A 20,651-nucleotide genomic window follows, 5' to 3' on the forward strand; every position below is an offset into this window, starting at 1 on the left:
AATATAAAAAGAATGTTTACCCTTTTATAGATGACAGATTATGCGTCATTCGCTAAAGTTTCCGGTCAATTTGGATGAACTTTGTATGATCTCTATTTAGTTTTTGCTCGGGAGAAGCATGTCGGGAGCCAATTCAGCAATCAGCCGTCGCCGTTTACTACAAGGCGCGGGCGCCATGTGGCTATTAAGCGTGAGCCAGGTCGGGCTGGCTGCCGTAAGCCAGGTCGTTGCGGTGCGTATCTGGCCTGCGTCCAGCTATACCCGCGTCACGGTAGAGTCGAATCGTCTGCTGAAATATAAACAATTTGCCTTAAGTAACCCGGACCGCGTGGTGGTAGATATTGAGGATGTGAATCTGAACTCGGTGCTTAAAGGCATTGGTGCGCAGATTCGCAGCGACGATCCGTATATCAAATCCGCAAGGGTAGGGCAGTTTGATCCTAAGACTGTGCGTATGGTCTTTGAGCTAAAACAAAACGTGAAGCCGCAGCTATTTGCGCTGGCGCCTGTGGCAGGCTTTAAAGAACGTCTGGTGATGGATCTTTATCCTGCCAATGCGCAGGATATGCAGGATCCGCTGCTGGCGCTGCTGGAAGACTACAATAAAGGCGATCTGGATAAGCAGGTGCCGCCTTCGCAAAGCGGGCCGCAGCCCGGTAAAGCGGGGCGCGACCGCCCCATTGTTATTATGCTTGATCCGGGACACGGCGGCGAAGACCCCGGCGCGATAGGCAAATACAAAACGCGTGAAAAAGACGTGGTGCTCCAGATAGCCCGCCGCCTGCGCGCGTTGATCGAAAAAGAAGGCAACATGAAGGTCTATATGACGCGCAATGAAGACATCTTCATTCCGTTAAAAGTCCGGGTGGCGAAAGCGCAGAAACAGCGCGCCGACCTGTTTGTCTCTATTCATGCGGATGCCTTCACCAGCCGGCAGCCTAGCGGTTCATCCGTATTCGCACTATCGACCAAAGGCGCCACCAGTACCGCGGCGAAATATCTGGCGCAAACGCAGAACGCCTCGGACTTAATTGGCGGCGTGAGCAAAAGCGGTGACCGTTATGTCGACCATACGATGTTCGATATGGTGCAATCGCTGACCATTGCCGATAGTTTGAAATTCGGTAAAGCGGTGTTGAAGCAGCTTGGTAAAATTAATGACCTGCATAAAAACAAGGTCGAGCAGGCGGGGTTTGCGGTGTTAAAGGCGCCCGATATTCCGTCTATTCTGGTCGAGACGGCGTTTATCAGTAACATTGAAGAAGAACGCAAGCTCAAGACCGCGACGTTCCAGCAACAGGTCGCAGAGTCGATTCTGGCGGGCATTAAAGCCTATTTTGCCGATGGGGCGACGCTGGCGAGAAGAAGTTAACCTGAGATGACGGCGAGTTTATTGCGCGGGTAAGTAGGATGCTGCCCGCACTGTCGTTGCGGACCAGACGACAGATACAAAAAAACACCCGTAAGGGTGTTCATTAAGTTGGTTGCGGGGGCCGGATTTGAACCGACGACCTTCGGGTTATGAGCCCGACGAGCTACCAGGCTGCTCCACCCCGCGTCCGTCTAAACTTGCATTCTCATTGTAATTGGTTGCGGGGGCCGGATTTGAACCGACGACCTTCGGGTTATGAGCCCGACGAGCTACCAGGCTGCTCCACCCCGCGTCCGTGGATGCGCACTATACTCCGCTGAGCTTTTGTTGCAACCCTTTTTTCATATAAATCGCTAATTTCTCATGAATTGCGCAAATACACCGCAGATAGCGCGATTTTTAAACGAATTTACATAATGAGATCGCGATCGCATTTCATTACTCCGGACGGTTTGTTATCTTCACCGGGCACTTTCGATTACGCAGAAGACGAGACACCATGAAAGGACGTTGGGCAAAATATGTGGCGACAGGCGTAATGCTGGCAATGCTGGCTGCCTGTTCATCAAAACCGACCGATCGCGGTCAGCAATATAAGGACGGGAAATTTACCCAGCCCTTCTCCCTGGTAAACCAGCCGGACGCGGTGGGCGCGCCGATTAATGCTGGTGACTTTGCCGAGCAGGTCAACCAGATCCGTTCCGCGTCGCCGCGTTTATACACCAATCAAAGCAACGTCTATAACGCTGTCCAGAACTGGTTACGTTCCGGAGGCGATACGCGCACTATGCGCCAGTTTGGTATTGATGCCTGGCAGATGGAAGGCACCGACAACTACGGTAACGTCCAGTTCACGGGCTACTATACGCCCGTCGTTCAGGCTCGCCATACGCGCCAGGGCGCGTTCCAGTATCCTATCTATAGTATGCCGCCAAAACGCGGACGCTTACCGTCCCGCGCTCAGATCTACGCAGGCGCGCTGAGCGATAAGTACATCCTGGCCTGGAGTAATTCGCTGATGGATAACTTTATTATGGATGTCCAGGGCAGCGGTTATATTGATTTCGGTGATGGTAGTCCGCTGAACTTCTTTAGTTATGCCGGTAAAAACGGCTGGCCTTATCGCAGTATTGGTAAAGTGCTTATCGATCGCGGTGAAGTGAAAAAAGAAGATATGTCGATGCAGGCTATACGCGAATGGGGAGAGAAGCACAGCGAAGCGGAAGTGCGTGAATTACTGGAGCAGAACCCGTCGTTCGTCTTCTTTAAGCCGCAATCTTTTGCGCCGGTCAAAGGTGCCAGCGCTGTACCGCTGATTGGGCGAGCATCCGTCGCCTCCGACCGCAGCATCATTCCGCCTGGCACGACCTTGTTGGCGGAAGTACCGTTGCTGGATAACAACGGTAAATTTAGCGGTCAGTATGAGCTACGTTTGATGGTCGCGCTGGATGTCGGCGGAGCGATTAAAGGCCAGCACTTTGATATTTACCAGGGGATCGGCCCGGATGCCGGGCATCGTGCCGGATGGTATAATCACTATGGTCGCGTCTGGGTGTTAAAAAGCGCGCCGGGCGCCGGTAACGTGTTTAGCGGCTAATTGTGGTATTCTGCGACAACCGGATTGCCCGATAACGCGATCGCTATCGGGCCTGAAAATAGTGAGCAGGGGTGAGGAATAACCTCGCCTTTTTTTATTCTGAGGTCATATGTCAGTGGTGATAAGTGATGCCTGGCGCCAACGCTTTGGCGGCACCGCGCGTCTGTACGGTGAAAAAGCGCTGCAGCGGTTTGCTGAGGCGCATATCTGCGTCGTGGGAATCGGCGGGGTGGGATCATGGGCGGCAGAGGCGCTGGCGCGTACGGGCATCGGTGCGATTACGCTGATTGATATGGACGATGTCTGCGTGACCAATACGAACCGTCAGATCCATGCGTTGCGTGATAACGTCGGGTTGGCGAAAGCGGAAGTGATGGCCGAACGGATTCGGCAAATTAACCCGGAGTGCCGGGTAACGGTTATCGATGATTTCATCACGCCGGATAATGTGGCGGGTTATATGGACGCGGGTTTTACCTATGTCATTGACGCCATTGACAGCGTTCGTCCAAAAGCCGCTCTGATTGCGTACTGTCGCCGATATAAGGTTCCTTTAGTGACCACTGGCGGCGCGGGCGGGCAGATCGATCCGACGCAAATCCAGGTCGCTGATTTGGCGAAAACCATACAGGATCCGCTGGCGGCAAAACTGCGCGAGAGATTGAAACATAATTTTGGCGTAGTGAAGAACAGTAAAGGTAAGCTGGGCGTGGACTGTGTTTTTTCCACTGAAGCGCTGGTTTACCCACAGGCGGACGGTTCCGTATGCGCGATGAAAGCTACCGCAGAAGGGCCAAAACGGATGGATTGCGCCTCTGGCTTCGGCGCGGCGACGATGGTGACGGCAACGTTCGGTTTTGTCGCCGTTTCCCATGCGCTGAAGAAGATCATGGCTAAAGCGGCGCGACAAGAATAAAAGGACGGGGCGGAGTGTCACGCAGACGCGTATCCGGCCCTGCGCCCTTCGTTAGCGAAAGAAGCGCTGTACCCTGCCGAACACCGGTTTCAGACGGGCGCGGAGATAATGGGAATATAAATTTTCAGATATGCATAGAAACAACCCGAACCATACCGCACAAAAGCAGAGCAGTTCCGCGTAATTAATGTGCTCGCCAAATATCATAATGGCAAGTAAGAACTGTAAAGACGGCTCTATATATTGCGCCAGTCCGGTGACAATCAACGAGGTGTGATTTAACGCGATGGCAAATAATACCAGTGGAATGATCGTCACTGGCGCCGTCATAACATACAAAAAGAAAGGAGTATTAGCGGATATAATTGGTCCGCTATCGCTAAAGAGAAAAATTAATAGTGAGACAGGCAATGCCCATAATGTTTCAATCGTTATCGATGTCATCACATCATAATGTATAAACTTTCGCGCCAGGCCATATAGCGCAAATGATAATCCCATGGTTAGCGCCAGCGCCGGGAAATGCCGTAGCATGATAATTTGAAAAGTCAGGCCACAGACACCAGAAAAAACGGCGATGGCCTGAAACAACGACAGTTTTTCTTTAAGAAAAATGCATCCCAGCGCAATAACAAATAGCGGGTTGATAAAATAGCCGAGGCTGGCATCAAGCACCAGATGATGGGTTAGCGCATAAATAAAAGATGACCATGAGACAATCATCAAAAGTCCGGCGATCATGCAGAAGAAAAAAGATTTTTTATCTTTCCAGGCATCATGAAATCGCGTTCGCTGCCGAAATAACAATCTTACTGCCAGTAATAATGGAATTGACCAGAACACCCGGTATATCAATATTTGTGCGAGGTTCCCCCCTGATAAATATTGATAATATAAAGGTGTTAACCCCCATAATATAAATGCCAGCACCACAAACATAGTACCGTTACGCAGATATTTTTCCACTTATCCATATCCTGTTATAACTTCACCCGATGCGTATGAATTTTCCAGTTCTCCTGCTACGCTACATCGAGTGGCTTTATTTACTCTAAAATCTTCACGCCGTTTTAACATGGATTCTAACATTGTAATTTCATTGTGATAGCTGATAAAAATCAAAAGAATGCTTATCAGGGAAATCTGACGCCGAAACTAATAAAGTGACTGGATTATTTTATCTGCATCGCCTGACCGCCGCGGACGGCGCTGTCAGGCGACAGAATATTTACGCTATTTCAACGCTTATGCGTTGCGGCAACAATCGCTTCGCTCAGCGCGTTCAGCCCCTGACTACGTGAGGCGCTAAGCTGGGCGCGTAAACCCAGCTCATCAAACAGCGCCAGCGGTGAACGAGCCTGTAGTTCGGCGGCGTTTTTTCCTTCCACCGCGGTGAGCAATACCGCCAGCAGGCCGCGGACAATCCGCCCCTCACTGTCGCCGAAAAAGTGCATCGTTCCGTTATCTGATCGGGTAAAGCCCAGCCAGACGCGGTTCTCGCAGCCGGCTATCTCCTTCGCCTGCGCTTTGCATTCATCCGGCAGCGCGGGGAGCTGTTTTCCTAACAGAATCAACTGACGATATTTATCCTCCCACTGGGTCAGCGGGAGAAAGATAGCGCGTAACGTCTCTTCCGTTACCGTTGTGCCGAACGGGTGTCCGGTATAAAGAGGGTTTGTCATTAATCCACCAGCAGTTCCAGCGCGCGGTCAACGGCGTTAACCAACGCATCCACATCATGTTGGGTATTATACGGCGCAAAAGAGGCGCGCAGAGTCCCTGTGACGCCAAGTTCCGCCAGCAATGGCTGGGCGCAATGTTGCCCGGCCCGGAGCGCAATACCGTATTCCGCCAGCAGTGTCACCATATCGCCGTGGTGCACGCCGACAAAATCAAAGGCCAGCAGGCTGGAGTCCTGGCAGCGGAACGAACGAAAGCCCGGACGTTTCGCCAGTGCGTCTTCCGCCAGCGTCGCCAGCCCCCGGCTCCAGTTTTCGGCCTGTTCAATATCGATATCGGACAGCCATTCCAGCGCAGCGCTCAGGCCGATGACCCCGGCGACGTTCGGCGTCCCCGCTTCCAGCTTCCAGGGAGCGCTTTGAGTGGTGAAGCCTTCAAAGCTAACGTCACGGATCATCTTGCCGCCGCCGAGCCAGGGCGACATCGCCTCAAGAAGCTCCGGCTTACCGTACAGCACGCCGATACCGGTCGGGCCATACAGTTTGTGAGCGGAAAAAGCATAAAAATCGATATCAAGCTGCTGAACATCCGCCGGGAAGTGTACCGCGCCTTGCGCGCCATCTACCATCACGACCATTCCCGCTGCGTGAGCGGCGCTGATAGCGCTTGCGAGATCCGGGCAGCCGCCCGTTACGTTCGACATTTGCCCCAGCGCCAGAATGCGGCTGCGCGACGTGATCAGTTCCGGCAGACGCTCAACATCAGGAAGACGCCGGTCATTAAGCGGCAGTTTTATGACCTGCGCGCCGGTTTGTTGCGCCACCATCAGCCAGGGCACAAGGTTGGCGTGATGCTCGGCGACGCTAACGATAATTTCATCGCCGGGGCGCAGACGAGGACGGGCGTAACACTGCGCCACCATGTTGATCGCTTCGGTGGTGCCGCGTGTCCAGACGATACTTTTTTCATCGGGCGCGTTTAACAGTCGCGCCGCTTTTGCTCTGGCCGCTTCATATTGCGCCGTCAGGCGCTGCGCCTGCGCAAACTGGCTACGATGAACGTTACCGGCGCTCAAACAATAAAACTGGTGCGTGGCGTCAATGACTGCCTGTGGCTTTAATGCCGTGGCGGCGCTATCGAGATAAACACCCGCATCGGCTAGCGCGGGAAACTGCGCGCGAAACTGCGTGGGATTAAAAGCGTTCATGATATTCCTCGGTTCAGTTTACCGATCGTGGCGTAAAAGCGCGGCTGATACAAGGTTTGTCCTAACCATCGGAATCGTCTGTATATCCTGGCGAATTATGTAAAGGAGGTTATGCTGAATAATGTTAGGCGAATGTTTAAGCCTGTTACGGAGTCCGCTTTAAATAGCACAAACAGCTTTAAGGAGAAGAAGATGAAAAAGACTGCCGCAATTATCTCTGCATGTATGCTGACTTTTGCCCTGAGCGCCTGTTCCGGTCCTAATTACGTTATGCACACCAATGATGGACGTAGCATTGTGACCGACGGTAAACCCCAGACCGATAACGATACCGGTATGATTTCGTATAAAGACGCTAATGGCAACAAACAGCAGATCAATCGTACTGACGTGAAAGAGATGGTGGCTCTGGAAAACTAACCGTTTGTTATACAAAAAAAAGCACCGCAATATGGCGGTGCTACATTAATCACTATGGACAGACAGGGTAAATGTACAGGAAGTGAAAAAGGGTAGTCTCGCTACCGTGGTCTGAATCGCAGACCAATTGCAAACACAACAACACAACATCACAACCGTAAGCCAAAAGCCCATCAGAACACGCATTCCGATAAAACTTTTCGTTCCGGCTCAGGAAGTGCCGCCACTATAGGTATTTGCTGGTAGAACCTCAACGGACAATTTATAATGTCTCAGATTAAAAAAACTAATAGGTTACATGTTGTTGCCTATTTGTTAAATTCATTCGACATTAAGTCCAGAGGCCATGTCAAAACGATTACCTCCTTTAAATGCGTTACGCGTTTTTGATGCTGCCGCGCGCCATTTGAGCTTTACGCGAGCAGCGGAAGAACTTTTTGTGACGCAGGCCGCAGTAAGCCACCAAATTAAGTCACTTGAGGATTTTTTGGGGCTAAAACTGTTCCGCCGCCGCAATCGTTCGCTGCTGCTGACGGAAGAAGGCCAAAGCTATTTTCTCGACATTAAAGAGATATTTTCCCAGCTCACGGAAGCAACGCGTAAGCTCCAGGCACGCAGTGCCAAAGGGGCGCTGACGGTGAGTTTACCGCCCAGTTTTGCCATCCAGTGGCTGGTGCCCAGGCTCTCCAGCTTTAACTCAGCTTATCCGGGAATTGACGTTCGGATACAAGCCGTTGACCGTCAGGAAGATAAACTGGCAGACGATGTCGATGTCGCGATTTTTTATGGCCGGGGAAACTGGCCGGGCTTGCGCGTCGAAAAATTATACGCAGAATATTTACTGCCCGTCTGTTCTCCTTTATTGCTCACAGGCGAAAAACCGTTAAAAACGCCGGAAGATCTGGCGAAACACACGTTATTGCACGATGCCTCCCGGCGTGACTGGCAGGCCTATATTCGTCAGTTAGGGCTCAACCATATTAACGTTCAGCAAGGGCCGATATTTAGCCACAGCGCGATGGTGCTACAGGCCGCTATTCACGGACAGGGGATCGCGCTGGCGAATAATGTTATGGCGCAGTCGGAAATTGAAGCCGGGCGACTGGTGTGTCCATTTAACGATGTTCTGGTGAGTAAGAATGCTTTTTATCTGGTTTGTCATGACAGCCAGGCAGAACTGGGTAAAATAGCCGCCTTCCGTCAGTGGATTTTGGCGAAGGCGGCGACGGAGCAAGAAAAATTCCGTTTTCGTTACGAACAATAATTAACTTAGGGTATGACCATGACCAGCCGTTTTATGCTGATTGTCGCCGCTATCAGCGGTTTTATTTACGTTGCTCTGGGCGCGTTCGGGGCGCATGTTTTGAGTAAAACCCTGGGCGTGGTTGAAATGGGCTGGATTCAGACCGGCCTGCAATATCAGGCGTTCCACACGCTGGCGATCTTTGGCCTGGCGGTGGCGATGCAGCGCCGTATCAGCATCTGGTTTTACTGGAGCAGCGTTTTTCTGGCGCTGGGCACGGTGCTGTTTAGCGGCAGTCTGTACTGCCTTGCGCTTTCGCATCTGCGCCTGTGGGCGTATATCACGCCTGTCGGCGGCGTCAGTTTCCTGGTGGGCTGGGCGCTATTGCTGATTGGCGCCATTCGTATGAAACGTAAGGGCGCGAGCCATGAATAAAGTTGTCTTGCTCTGCCGTCCGGGGTTTGAAAAAGAGTGCGCTGCAGAAATTACCGATAAAGCGGGAAAACGGGAAATATTTGGTTTTGCACGCGTAAAAGAGAACGCAGGCTATGTCATTTATGAATGCTACCAGCCGGAAGATGGCGAAAAGCTGATTTCAGAACTGCCGTTCAGTTCGCTGATTTTCGCCCGCCAGTGGTTTGTGGTGGGGGAACTGCTGCAACATTTACCGCCGGAAGACAGAATTACGCCGATTGTCGGCATGTTGCAGGGCGTAGTGGAAAAGGGCGGCGAGCTGCGGGTTGAAGTCGCCGACACCAATGAAAGTAAAGAACTGATGAAGTTCTGCCGCAAATTTACGGTGCCGCTGCGCGCGGCTTTGCGTGATGCGGGCGTATTGACGAATTATGAAACGCCGAAGCGTCCGGTCGTTCATGTCTTTTTTATCGCGCCAGGATGTTGCTATACCGGTTATTCGTTCGCGCATAACAATTCACCGTTTTATATGGGCATCCCGCGTTTGAAGTTTCCGTCTGATGCGCCGAGCCGCTCAACGCTGAAACTGGAAGAGGCGCTCCACGTTTTCATCCCGGAAGATGAGTGGGATGAACGTCTGGCGAACGGCATGTATGCGGTGGATTTGGGCGCCTGTCCCGGCGGATGGACGTACCAGTTAGTGAAGCGCAATATGTGGGTCTACTCCGTAGATAACGGCCCTATGGCGCAAAGCCTGATGGACACCGGACAGGTGACCTGGTTGCGTGAGGATGGCTTCAGGTACCGTCCGAACCGGAATAATATTTCATGGATGGTCTGCGATATGGTGGAGAAGCCAGCCAAAGTCACCGCGTTAATGGCGCAGTGGCTGGTGAACGGCTGGTGTCGGGAGACGATTTTTAACCTTAAACTGCCGATGAAAAAACGCTATGAAGAGGTATCGCATAATCTGGCGTATCTTCAGGCGCAGTTGGATGAGCATGGCGTTAATGCGCAGATCCAGGCGCGTCAGCTTTATCACGATCGCGAAGAAGTGACGGTGCACGTGCGTCGGTTGTGGGCGGCTGTTGGCGGACGTCGCGACGAGCGATAAAAACGCGCTGCCGTCATCCGGCGCGTCATCAGCGCCGGATGGCGCACGCTTATCCGGCCTATGACTGCGGCGCATCTGAAACAATATGCGTCACATCATCCAGATGGCCGATGCGCGCCTCTCCTGAACGATTAAATTTACTTTTATCAATCAATAATAAAGACTGCGAGGCGCGCCTGAGCAGGATAGATTTAAAATCGGCGTTGATCGCATTGGAGTCCCACAGATCGCCGCCGCCGTCGATCCCCTCACAGGAAAAGATGAACAGATCGATATCAAGCGATTTTAGCTGTGAGATAAGCGACGGATTAACATAACAGCCATATTTACGTTCAAGCTGGCCGCCGGAACTTATCAGCGCAATGCGTTCGCGTTTTCCCAGCTCCTGACAGATAGGATGGCTATTGGTAAAAACCTGAATGGGAATATCCGGCAACTGGCGGGCCAGATACCAGCAGGTTGAACTGGCATCCAGCGCAATCGTCATTCCTTCTTCTATCCACGCTAACGCTTCACGGGCAATATCGGCTTTGTGCGCATAATGGCTTTTCAGGCGGATATGGAATGGATCGCCGCTGTCCTGATTTTCACGATGAATATATTTAGCTCGTCCGTGATTACGCAGCACTTTTCCCTGCGTCTGTAGTTCACTGAGATCGCGGCGGATGGTCTCTTTACTGACGTTAAGCCGGGTGGCCAGCGCTTCGGTGGTCAGACTTTTATGATTGATCAGCAGATCGACTATCGCTTGTTGGCGTGCCGCTTTCATTTTTCTCACCCCATCATTCGATGAACGCCCGCGTCATGCGGGCGCACCGGCAAGAGATTACGGCGTTACCCCTTTTTTTAAAAGAATATTTCCGTACTTCGCGCACTCACCTGTGATAACGATCGCAAACGCTTTTTGCGCCCGCTCATAAAACGCATAACGGTCGATACGAACGATATCCGGGCACGGCGCTTCTAATGACAAAGCATCGCGATAGCGCGCTTCAACGCTGGGGTCGAGCGTGTCGCCTTCCACGGCGGCCATCATTACCAGCGGCGGGGCGTAGCTATCCAGCTCAAAGAGCGGAATAATTGCCCGCAGTAGATCGCTGACGCTAAGACCATCGGCGCGAATCACCTGTGGGCCCAGGCTATGCGCGGGAAAGTGAGCGTCGGAAAAAATGATTTCGTCCCCGTGGCCCATCTCGGCCAGCACTTTGAGCAGTGTCGGGGAAATTAACGGTGAAATGGTTTTTAGCATTTCATACTCCCTCAATAATTTCAGGTTCGGTTTGCGGCCAGAAATAGCGATACTGATAATTGACCTGCGCACGCGCCTGTTCCGGGCTACTAAATTCGCCTACGCCGTACCAGCCAAACATGGCAGCGCCGGCCACGGTGGTTTCCGCATCGTCCAGCACTTTGATAGGGAGAGCAAGCTGATTCGCTTTAATTTGATTCCACAAAGCGTTGCGACTGCCGCCGCCAACCAGTAACAGTTCTGTGGCGTTAAAATGGCCGATTTTCTCCAGCGTGCGCAGATTACGCTGCAGTTGCGCCGTCAGGCCTTCCAGCGCGGCGCGATAGAAATGGCCGCGGGTGGTATTGAGCGTCACGCCCTGCCAGCCTGCATTTTGGCAGGCGAGCAGATCGCACTGCATCCGTACGCCTTCCGCGCCAGCGGGAATAGCGCGCGCTTCGTCGATCAGCGTTTGCCATGGCGTTTCCGGCGTCCACAGCAGTTTTCGTACCCATTCGAGTACACCGGAGGCCAGCCACTGCATTCCGGGGTTATAAAGCCCCGACTGACTGTCCAGTTCACAGGTCGAGCCCGGATACTGACTGAGCAGCGAGGTATCCACCTGACCGCTGCGCACCATCAGAATCTCCCAGGTTCCGGAGGAGAGCACCGGTTCACCTTGCTGCGCGCCAGCGCCGAATAACGCGAACTGAGTATCGTGTCCGGCAGAGATCACCGGCACACCCGCCGGGAGACCGAGTAGCTTGGCCGCGTCTGTCTGTAGCGTGCCTATCGGGGCGCCCGCTTCCACGATACGCGGGAACAGGCGGCGCGCCAGGCCCGTCGCCTGCAGGATTTCCGGACTAAAGTCGCGCTGATGGATATCCAGTAGCTGGCTGGTGCCTGCCATAGTGATATCGGTCGTAAACTCGCCGGTCAGACGGTGGTTAATCAGCGACGAGATAAACAGCCAGCAGTGAGCTTGTTCCAGCAGGCGCGGATGATTCTCTTTAAGCCAGACCAGTTTATACAGCGTGTTAAAGCTGAACGCGCCGACGCCGGAGAGCGTCTGCAATTGCCGGGGCGAGATAAAGCGCTCAATCGTTTCCATCACGGCAGCGGTTCGCGGGCATTTCCAACTGATGACCGGGTAGAGCAGCTTACCCTGCGCATCGACCAGCGCGCCATCGACGCCGAAAGTAGTCACCGTAATACCGCGAACAACACACTCCGACAGGGCGCTGGAGAGTGACCTGCAGCAGTCGGCGAAACGTTGCAGGATGGCGTCCAGCGACCACTGATGCCAGGCGCTATTTTCTGCGGCAATGTCGCTGGCGTTAGCGGTTGAGGCGCGGGCGACAATTTTCCCCTGGCGATCAACGGCGATCGCCCGAACGTTAGTCGCACCGCAGTCGAGAACCAGGATAACGTCTTGTTTCATAGATAACTCCATAAACGCCGCCCGATGGCGCTACGCTTATCCGGCCTACGGTTCACGCGCCCGTAGGCCCGGTAAGCCTGCGCCACCGGGCTAAGCCGCATTAACGTTTATACAGCGGGCCATAATTCTGGCAGGCGCGATAATCCTGGCCTTCGATATCCATACCGTGAGCCGCCCAGGCGGAAGGACGGTAGATCTTCGCCTCCTCCACGTTGTGCATACATACCGGGATACGCAGCATCGCGGCGAGAGTAATAAAGTCCGCCCCTACATGGCCGATGGTGAGTACGCCGTGGTTAGCGCCCCAGTTCGCCATCACCGAATAGACATCGGTAAACGGACCTTTGCCGGTAAGACGCGGCGCAAACCAGGTGGTAGGCCAGGTAGAGTTGGTGCGGGCATCAAGCTGATCGTGCATCGCTTTCGGCAGTTCGACGCTCCAGCCCTCGGCGATTTGCAGTACTGGCCCCAGGCCTTTGATGATATTCACGCGGGTCATGGTGAATGGCACGCCGCCTTCGGTCAGGAAACGGGATGAGTAGCCGCCGCCGCGGAAGTATTCGTGAATCGCCGGGCACCATTCGGTGGCCGCCAGACACGCATCCGCCTCTTGTTGGCTGATTTCCCAGTGTGGTTTCATGGTCGGCTTGCCTTCGCTGTCGCGCTGTTTACAGGCACCGTCCAGAGCGGCAGAACCGGAGTTAATCAGGTGAATAATGCCGTGTTCCGCCAGGCCGCTGAGCGCCTGGCCGGTGACGCGTTCTACGGCTTCCGGCGACCAGTAGGTTCGCACGTCGGCGAAGATCTGCGCGGTACCGGTGAGTTGATGGCCGAACAGCATCGCTACGCCGTTCAGACTGTCATTTTCGGTGGCGACGACAAACGGTTCGCGTACGCCGTTCCAGTCAAAAGAGCTATTGAGCAGCGCTTCGGCGGTATCGCCGTTCGGGTATTGATCGGTCCAGTGGCGCTGGCCCTGGAAGCCGGCGGCAATGGCGTTGTAGCCCAGCGATTCTTCAACTAACCCTTTGTCCGCCAGCGTCTTGTTGCCCTGCATCATGTCGCGAATACACATCGCCATCAGCAGGCTCTCTTTTAACACCGCGCGGTTCTGGGCTTCATTGCGCTTATACTGCGAGGCGTTTTGATCTTCGCCGTAGCGGAAGTTTTTATCCGCCCACGCCAGCGCCATCTCCAGTTCGGCCTCATCATAAATTTTTTGATCGATACGGCGGCGCAGTTCGGTCATATCTACCGCTTGCACCTTCATGCCCAGCCAGGATTCAAAGAAGTTATGATCGACAATGGAACCCGCGATCCCCATCGACACGCCGCCGACGGAGAGGTAGCTTTTGCCTTTCATGCTGGCTACCGCTAACCCTGCCCGCGCAAAACGCAGCAGTTTTTCTTCGACGTCGGCGGGAATGGAGGTATCGTCGGCATCCTGCACGTCATGGCCATAAATGGAGAACGCTGGAATGCCTTTCTGGCTGTGCGCCGCCAGCGCCGCGGCAAGGTAAACCGCCCCAGGACGCTCTGTGCCGTTAAAGCCCCAGATGGCTTTTGGACGCATCGGGTCCATATCAATGGTTTCGCTGCCATAGCACCAGCACGGCGTAACGGTAATGGTCACGCCCACGTTCTGGCTACTGAATTTTTCTTCACAGGCGGCGGATTCCGCCATTCCGGCAATACAGGTATCCGCAATGACGCACTCCACCTGAGCCCCGCAGGCGTGGCGGATTTTCTCGGTGATGAGCGCCGCCGTCGCTTTCGCCATGTTCATGGTTTGCTCTTCGAGCGACTCGCGTACGCCCATACGACGTCCATCAATCACCGGGCGGATACCGATTTTCGGTAAGCTGATTTTTTTCATGACAGATTCCTCACGTTATTCGGATAAATGTTCAGTTTGTCGCCGCTTGTGAACGGAAACGGGCAAAAATGAAGATGACGGCAAAGCACAATGCCGGAACCAGTTCGGCGGTCGGGATTTTGCCTGCGGCGTCGCTAACGAAGCCCATTACTGGCGTGACAATACCGCCGCCAATAATGGTCATGACGATAAAAGACGAGCCGTACTTAGTGTCCTGTCCCAGATTTTTGATACCCAACGAGAAGATGGTCGGATACTGGATTGACATAAATGCGCTACACAACGTCAGCGCCAGCAGGCCGATATGTCCGCCGCTAAAGGCGGAAATCAGACACAGGAGCATGGCAAACAGGGCGTAGGCGGCCAGCACTTTATGCGGCGCGAAGCGGCTGATAAGCCAGGTCCCGGTGAAACGGCCGATAAAGAAGCACACCATCGTGCCGGTCAGGTAGTTGGCGGCGAAACCGGGCGTCATTCCAGGAATCTCCTCAATGGCGTAGCGGATCAGATAGCTCCAGCAGGCGGTTTGCGCCCCCACGTAGCAGAACTGCGCCAGCACCGCCCAGCGCCAGTGGCGAATACGGATGAGTCGGGAGAGAGAAGATAAGAAAGAGCTTTGTTTAGCATCGCTATGATCGTCACTTTGCAGGGCCGGAAATTTGGTCAGCATAATCAGCAGCGCAACTACTAATACGATGGCGACGATAATCATGTATGGCGTTTGTACCGATAACACCAGGCTGTGTTTATAGGCGCTAAGCTGATCCGGCGTCATTTTATCAAGCGCTTCTTGCGATTGATGCGGCACGTTAGACAAAATAAGGCTTTGCCCAAACACAACGGCGATAATAGCGCCAAAGGAGTTAAAAGTTTGCGCCAGATTAAGCCGGAAATGTCCGCCGCTTTCTGGACCTAATACCGTAACAAAAGGGTTGGCTGCAGTTTCAAGGCAGCCTAAACCGGCGGCGATGATAAACAGGCCAATTAAAAATAATGTGTAATTCATTATCTCAGCGGCAGGCCAGAATAATGCGGCGCCAACAGCATACAAAAAAAGCCCGGTGATAATCCCTGCTTTATAACTGAGTTTTTTCATCAAAATCCCAGCGGGGATTGGAATGACGAAATAACCGAAATAAAAGGCTGACTGAATAAGCCCAGCCTGAAAGTTAGTTAGCGTAAAAGCTTGTTGAAACTGCGGTAATAAAATGTCATTCAGATTATTGGCGACGGCCCACAGAAAAAATAGCGAGCAAAGTAAGGCGAATGGAATAATGTAGCGCTTGCTCTTGCTTTGCTCTGCATCCACAGCACGAAAACTCTGCGTTTGTATTGTTGTGTTTCCCATAGCATCCTCATCGGTTCAGAAGCTTTTGCGTGCGGTCGGTTCTGGTCACCAGACCGTAAAATTAGGTGAGTTCGCTTTTCTTTCCGGTAATAAATTGGCGTCCGGAATGAACTCATGGATTCATTTTCAAATAAAAAAGGCCTTTTAATATGATGGCGGTCACATTTATACCTGAGAGCAGAGCGTTCTGTGATTATCATCACTTTAATTTCCATAAAAAAATGACCGTTTGAGATGTTTAATTTAAAAAACCACAGACTGAATGCCCGAATTAAATTATTGCCACGAAAACGGGCAGTAGTAACTTATTCTTCATTTTTGCCCGTTTTAAAAAATATTATTAAGAGCGGGCATTTATCGGCGAGAGAAACGGTAGGCGTCTGGTTTATCGTGGCGAATTAATTGATGTGAATCACAAAATATCGTTATTTAAATTCCCTTCTCTTTATTCAGTATGATGATAGTTGCTAACTATTCGATTATTTCAACAGGACAGCAGCGCGATGCGAAAGGCGGTTTTGTTGTCTCATTTTGAATCACAGAGAGAGGTAAATAATGGAACGAAATAGACTGGCGCGGCAGATTATTGATACCTGTCTGGAAATGACGCGGTTAGGGTTAAATCAGGGGACGGCAGGTAACGTGAGCGTACGTTATCAGGGCGGATTGCTGATTACGCCGACGGGGATCCCCTACGAGAAGCTGACAGAGTCGCACATTGTTTTTATTGATGCTGACGGTCAGCATGAGCAGGGCAAGCTGCCTTCCAGCGAGTGGCGTTTTCATATGGCGGCATACCAGACGCGCCCTGACGCCAATGCCGTGGTACATAACCACGCTGTCCATTGTACGGCAGTCTCGATCCTCAATCGCCCGATTCCGGCGATTCACTACATGATTGCCGCCGCAGGAGGAAACTCTATTCCCTGCGCGCCCTACGCCACTTTTGGCACCCGCGAACTTTCTGACCATGTTGCCGTGGCGCTTAAAAATCGTAAAGCGACGCTGTTACAGCATCACGGGCTTATCGCTTGTGAAGAAAATTTAGACAAAGCGTTGTGGCTGGCGCATGAAGTGGAAGTGCTGGCGCAGCTCTATTTAAGTACGCTGGCCATTGTCGATCCGGTACCGGTACTGGATGACGAGGCGATCGCTATCGTACTGGAGAAATTTAAAACTTACGGATTACGTATTGAAGAGTGATGTCAGGAGACAGGCGATGGCGAACAGAATGATTCTGAATGAAACGGCATGGTTTGGCCGGGGAGCGGTGGACGCATTAACCGATGAGGTGACGCGCCGCGGTTATCATAAAGCGCTGATTGTTACCGATAAAACGCTGGTGCAATGCGGTGTGGTCGATAAAGTGACAAGCAGAATGGATGCCGCAGGGCTGGCGTGGGAGATCTATGCGGGCGTGATCCCTAATCCTACGATTTCCGTTGTCCAGGAAGGGCTTAAGGTCTTTACCCAAAGCGGCGCGGACTATCTCATCGCCATTGGCGGCGGTTCTCCGCAGGATACCTGCAAAGCGATCGGTATTATCAGTAACAATCCGGAATTTGCCGATGTGCGCAGTCTGGAAGGGCTATCGCCGACCCGTAAACCCAGCGTGCCGATTATGGCGATCCCGACAACGGCGGGAACCGCGGCGGAAGTCACTATCAATTATGTGATTACCGATGAAGAGAAACGGCGCAAATTCGTTTGTGTCGATCCGCATGATATTCCGCAGGCGGCATTTATCGATGCCGATATGATGGACGGTATGCCGCCCGCGCTGAAAGCGGCAACGGGCGTGGATGCGCTAACCCATGCTATTGAAGGCTATATTACCCGGGCCGCATGGGCGCTGACGGATGCCTTACATATCAAAGCCATTGAGATTATTGCTGGCGCGCTACGCGGCGCCGTAGCCGGAGAAAAAGAGGCCGGTGAGGCGATGGCGCTGGGGCAATACGTTGCCGGGATGGGGTTTTCCAATGTGGGGCTGGGGCTGGTGCATGGGATGGCGCATCCGTTGGGCGCGTTTTACAACACGCCACACGGCGTCGCGAATGCTATTTTGCTTCCGCATGTGATGCGTTTCAATGCCGGGTCTACCAACGAGAAATTCCGTGATATCGCCCGGGCGATGGGGGTGAAGGTAGAAGGATTGAGTCTTGAAGAGGCGCGTAATGCCGCAGTGGAAGCCGTATTTGCGTTAAATCGCGATGTGGGAATTCCGCTGCATTTGCGTGATGTCGGCGTTCGAAAAGAGGATATCCCGGCGCTGGCGCAGGCAGCGTTCGATGATGTCTGTACGGGCGGCAATCCGCGTGAAGCGAGTCTGGCGGACATTGTCGAACTGTATCATATCGCCTGGTAATTTTGCCGGATGGCGCTGCGCTTATCCGCTCTACATTTCGTGCAGTCCTGTAGGCAGGATAAGGCGTTCACGCCGCCATCCGGCAACAAAACTACCGCGCCAGCCGTAGCTGCTGTAAGTTTCCGTCGATATGTAAATCGGTTTGCAGACGTGCAATATCGCGGCAAAGAAATGCCATTTCTTTATGCGTCTCAAGCTTTTTGCGCCACTTTTCCGGCACCTCGTCCAGATGGGCGTAAATTCCCTCCAGATTTTGAAACTGAATCAATAGCTGGGTCGCGCTTTTGGGGCCGATACCGGCAACACCGGGGACTTTCGAACTACTGATTCCTGCCAGACCCCAGTAATCCGGCAACTGCCGGGGAAGTACGCCAAACTCTTTTTCAATAAACGGCGCGTCCAGCCAGCGTTTCTGGAAGTAGTCGCGAATGCGCAATCCCGGAGAGAGCAACTGGCAATAGCCTTTATCGGTTGACACAATGGTTGCCTGGTGTCCGGCTTCGGTAACTTTTAGCGCCAGCGTCGCCGCCAGATCGTCCGCTTCGTTACCGTCTGATGCCCAACAGCGTACGCCGCGCTGTTCAAACGCGGCGCGTAGGGCGGGCATTTCATTATGTAAATCGTCAGGCATCGGCGGACGTCCTGCTTTGTAGTCCGGCAAACGCTGGTGACGCCAGCCGCTGCTGCGCGCGTCGTCATCAAATACCGCTACGGCATGGGTTGGCTGGCTGTGGATAATCAATTGATCGAGCGCGTGTTGGCAGGTTTCCACACAGGGCGATCCCTGAACGGCGTGAATACGGCGAATCAAATTGAGCGCGTCGACGATAAGCAGATGAGCAGCCACGGTGTTCTCCCTTACAAACCTGCGCGTAGGGTAACATTCACGGCGGGGGGAGGCGAGCATTGCGAAATAGCGCTATCCGTAGGCCTGATAAGCGAGGCGCCATCAGGCAACAAAGCCGGATGGCGGCGAGCGCCTTATCCGGCCTACAGATCCTAAAATGTGCTGAGAATTAATCGCAGGTAACGATCTTCATCGCCAGGCCGCCGCGCGAAGTTTCGCGGTACTTAGCGTTCATGTCTTTACCGGTTTCGTACATGGTCTCAATCACTTTATCGAGGCATACGCGCGGTTCGCTGGTACGGCGCAGCGCCATACGCGCGGCGTTAACCGCTTTGACTGAAGCAATTGCGTTACGCTCAATGCAGGGAACCTGGACCTGGCCGGCAACCGGATCGCAAGTTAACCCCAGATTATGCTCCATGGCGATTTCTGCGGCGATACACACCTGCGCCGGACTACCGCCCAGCAGCTCGGCCAGACCCGCTGCCGCCATGGAACAGGCCACGCCGACCTCTCCCTGACAACCCACTTCGGCGCCGGAAATAGAGGCGTTCATCTTATACAGCGAGCCAATCGCGCTGGCGACCAGCATATAGCGAGCAAGTGAGTTAGCGTTTACTTCGCGGATAAACTTGTCATAGTACGCCAGCACCGCCGGAACAATACCACATGCGCCGTTAGTCGGCGCAGTGACTACTCGTCCGCCTGCGGCATTCTCTTCGTTCACCGCCAGCGCGAACATATTGATCCAGTCGACGACCGCCATCGGATCGGTGGTGGTCTTATCCTGACTGACCAGCACCCGACGCAGCGCCGCCGCGCGACGCGGAACGCGCAGTTTGCCCGGCAATACGCCCTCGGTGGTGATACCGCGCTCAATACCGCTGCGCATTACCTCCCAGACCCTGGCGAAGTGCTGCTCCAGCGCTTCTTTACTGTGCAGAGCCAGTTCGTTTTGCATCATCAGACCGGAGAGCGACAAACCCGTCTCCTGGCAGTGGCGCTGTAAATCCGCGGCGGTTTTGTAAGGGTACGGTACGTTAACGGGTTCGCTATTCGTCAAACCAAAGTGCTCTTCATCGACGATAAAGCCGCCGCCGATGGAGTAGTAGGTTTGGCTGTAGAGCACCTTATCGCCCGCCAGCGCGGTAATACGCATCCCGTTCTCATGCAGAGACAGGTTGTCGGCGTGGAAATTCATGCATTTATCGACCGGAAATTCGACTTCATGCTGCCCATTGGCCAGTAGTAAACGCCCATGGGTGTTCACATCCTGGATAAAGGACGGAATGGCGTCGATATCGACGGTGTCCGGCAGATTCCCCGCCAGGCCCATAATAATGGCGATATCAGTGTGGTGGCCTTTGCCCGTCAATGACAGAGAGCCGTAGACATCCACCACGACGCGGGTGACATCTGTAAGGATATGGCGGGCAATCAGATCGTCCGTGAACTGCTTGCCTGCTTTCATTGGTCCGACGGTGTGAGAACTGGAAGGGCCAATGCCGATTTTAAAAATATCGAATACGCTAATCATAGGGCATCCATTGCGGTTGTATCATAGAGAAGCGCCGCGGTAA

The 20,651-nt window shown here is 53.3% G+C and carries 19 protein-coding genes and 2 tRNA genes; 9 read left to right on the forward strand and 12 right to left on the reverse strand.

From position 1 onward, the window contains the following. The first annotated feature begins 118 nt into the window (after nucleotides 1–118). Entirely contained in the window at nucleotides 119–1,372 is a 1,254-nt protein-coding gene (gene amiC, locus K8W53_RS04355) for an N-acetylmuramoyl-L-alanine amidase AmiC (RefSeq protein ID WP_000011919.1), read from the forward strand. A 109-nt stretch (nucleotides 1,373–1,481) separates the two neighbouring features. On the opposite strand, the gene K8W53_RS04360 is transcribed toward amiC, so the two are convergent. After that, nucleotides 1,482–1,558 (reverse strand) — tRNA-Met (locus K8W53_RS04360). 29 nt (nucleotides 1,559–1,587) lie between these two features. Further along, nucleotides 1,588–1,664, reverse strand: a tRNA-Met gene (locus K8W53_RS04365). 207 nt (nucleotides 1,665–1,871) lie between these two features. On the opposite strand from K8W53_RS04365, the gene mltA reads away from it, so the two are divergent. Together mltA and tcdA are read left to right on the forward strand one after the other, a co-directional pair. Continuing rightward, entirely contained in the window at nucleotides 1,872–2,969 is a 1,098-nt protein-coding gene (gene mltA, locus K8W53_RS04370) for a murein transglycosylase A (RefSeq protein ID WP_000678626.1), read from the forward strand. A 109-nt stretch (nucleotides 2,970–3,078) separates the two neighbouring features. Further along, nucleotides 3,079–3,885 carry a tRNA cyclic N6-threonylcarbamoyladenosine(37) synthase TcdA gene (gene tcdA, locus K8W53_RS04375; protein ID WP_000117742.1) on the forward strand — a complete coding sequence of 269 codons (807 nt, stop codon included), beginning with the start codon at nucleotides 3,079–3,081 and terminating at the stop codon, nucleotides 3,883–3,885. A 51-nt stretch (nucleotides 3,886–3,936) separates the two neighbouring features. Here the strand turns inward: tcdA and rarD are convergent, their stop codons facing one another. From rarD to csdA, 3 genes are all read right to left on the reverse strand, one after another. Then, complete coding sequence (rarD, locus tag K8W53_RS04380; protein WP_077248417.1) at nucleotides 3,937–4,824, reverse strand: EamA family transporter RarD; 888 nt, start codon at nucleotides 4,822–4,824, stop codon at nucleotides 3,937–3,939. Between the two features lie 299 nt (nucleotides 4,825–5,123). Next, the gene (gene csdE, locus K8W53_RS04385; protein WP_000184199.1) at nucleotides 5,124–5,567 is read right to left on the reverse strand and encodes a cysteine desulfurase sulfur acceptor subunit CsdE; all 444 of its coding nucleotides are present in this window, start codon (nucleotides 5,565–5,567) and stop codon (nucleotides 5,124–5,126) included. After that, nucleotides 5,567–6,772 carry a cysteine desulfurase CsdA gene (gene csdA, locus K8W53_RS04390; RefSeq protein WP_000991053.1) on the reverse strand — a complete coding sequence of 402 codons (1,206 nt, stop codon included), beginning with the start codon at nucleotides 6,770–6,772 and terminating at the stop codon, nucleotides 5,567–5,569. Before csdA ends, csdE begins: the two co-directional genes overlap by 1 nt. A 192-nt stretch (nucleotides 6,773–6,964) precedes the next feature. Here csdA and K8W53_RS04395 point away from each other — a divergent pair, with 192 nt between their 5' ends. The 4 genes from K8W53_RS04395 to rlmM all read left to right on the forward strand — a co-directional run bounded on the left by K8W53_RS04395 (nucleotide 6,965) and on the right by rlmM (nucleotide 9,963). After that, nucleotides 6,965–7,192, forward strand: coding sequence for a YgdI/YgdR family lipoprotein (locus tag K8W53_RS04395; protein ID WP_000750393.1), 228 nt, complete (start codon nucleotides 6,965–6,967; stop codon nucleotides 7,190–7,192). Nucleotides 7,193–7,538: 346 nt separating this feature from the next. Further along, nucleotides 7,539–8,456, forward strand: coding sequence for a glycine cleavage system transcriptional regulator GcvA (gene gcvA / locus K8W53_RS04400; protein WP_052939271.1), 918 nt, complete (start codon nucleotides 7,539–7,541; stop codon nucleotides 8,454–8,456). A gap of 18 nt (nucleotides 8,457–8,474) precedes the next feature. Further along, on the forward strand, nucleotides 8,475–8,870 hold the full coding sequence (locus K8W53_RS04405) for a DUF423 domain-containing protein (protein WP_000203913.1): 396 nt from the start codon (nucleotides 8,475–8,477) through the stop codon (nucleotides 8,868–8,870). Then, entirely contained in the window at nucleotides 8,863–9,963 is a 1,101-nt protein-coding gene (rlmM, locus tag K8W53_RS04410) for a 23S rRNA (cytidine(2498)-2'-O)-methyltransferase RlmM (RefSeq protein WP_001045494.1), read from the forward strand. The genes K8W53_RS04405 and rlmM overlap by 8 nt, the downstream gene beginning before the upstream one ends. Before the next feature lie 58 nt (nucleotides 9,964–10,021). On the opposite strand, the gene fucR is transcribed toward rlmM, so the two are convergent. From fucR to fucP, 5 genes are all read right to left on the reverse strand, one after another. Next, complete coding sequence (fucR, locus tag K8W53_RS04415) at nucleotides 10,022–10,732, reverse strand: L-fucose operon activator (protein ID WP_000642330.1); 711 nt, start codon at nucleotides 10,730–10,732, stop codon at nucleotides 10,022–10,024. 57 nt (nucleotides 10,733–10,789) lie between these two features. Further along, a complete protein-coding gene (fucU, locus tag K8W53_RS04420) occupies nucleotides 10,790–11,212 on the reverse strand; it encodes an L-fucose mutarotase (RefSeq protein WP_000920848.1) in 423 nt (140 codons plus the stop codon). Between the two features lies 1 nt (nucleotide 11,213). Next, nucleotides 11,214–12,632 (reverse strand): L-fuculokinase, encoded by a 1,419-nt coding sequence (gene fucK, locus K8W53_RS04425; RefSeq protein ID WP_023224528.1) that lies wholly within the window; start codon nucleotides 12,630–12,632, stop codon nucleotides 11,214–11,216. A 100-nt stretch (nucleotides 12,633–12,732) separates the two neighbouring features. Beyond that, entirely contained in the window at nucleotides 12,733–14,508 is a 1,776-nt protein-coding gene (gene fucI, locus K8W53_RS04430) for an L-fucose isomerase (RefSeq protein ID WP_000724126.1), read from the reverse strand. Nucleotides 14,509–14,539: 31 nt separating this feature from the next. Further along, nucleotides 14,540–15,856, reverse strand: coding sequence for an L-fucose:H+ symporter permease (fucP, locus tag K8W53_RS04435; RefSeq protein WP_000528622.1), 1,317 nt, complete (start codon nucleotides 15,854–15,856; stop codon nucleotides 14,540–14,542). A 555-nt stretch (nucleotides 15,857–16,411) separates the two neighbouring features. On the opposite strand from fucP, the gene fucA reads away from it, so the two are divergent. After that, nucleotides 16,412–17,059 (forward strand): L-fuculose-phosphate aldolase, encoded by a 648-nt coding sequence (fucA, locus tag K8W53_RS04440; RefSeq protein WP_000440819.1) that lies wholly within the window; start codon nucleotides 16,412–16,414, stop codon nucleotides 17,057–17,059. A gap of 16 nt (nucleotides 17,060–17,075) precedes the next feature. Continuing rightward, a complete protein-coding gene (gene fucO / locus K8W53_RS04445) occupies nucleotides 17,076–18,224 on the forward strand; it encodes a lactaldehyde reductase (protein ID WP_000013562.1) in 1,149 nt (382 codons plus the stop codon). A gap of 91 nt (nucleotides 18,225–18,315) precedes the next feature. On the opposite strand, the gene xni is transcribed toward fucO, so the two are convergent. Then, on the reverse strand, nucleotides 18,316–19,071 hold the full coding sequence (gene xni, locus K8W53_RS04450) for a flap endonuclease Xni (protein WP_001519360.1): 756 nt from the start codon (nucleotides 19,069–19,071) through the stop codon (nucleotides 18,316–18,318). A 169-nt stretch (nucleotides 19,072–19,240) separates the two neighbouring features. After that, complete coding sequence (sdaB, locus tag K8W53_RS04455; RefSeq protein ID WP_000626384.1) at nucleotides 19,241–20,608, reverse strand: L-serine ammonia-lyase II; 1,368 nt, start codon at nucleotides 20,606–20,608, stop codon at nucleotides 19,241–19,243. Nucleotides 20,609–20,651: the final 43 nt, after the last annotated feature.

The sequence above is a fragment of the Salmonella sp. A29-2 genome, from assembly GCF_020150755.1.
GTDB lineage: Bacteria > Pseudomonadota > Gammaproteobacteria > Enterobacterales > Enterobacteriaceae > Salmonella > Salmonella enterica.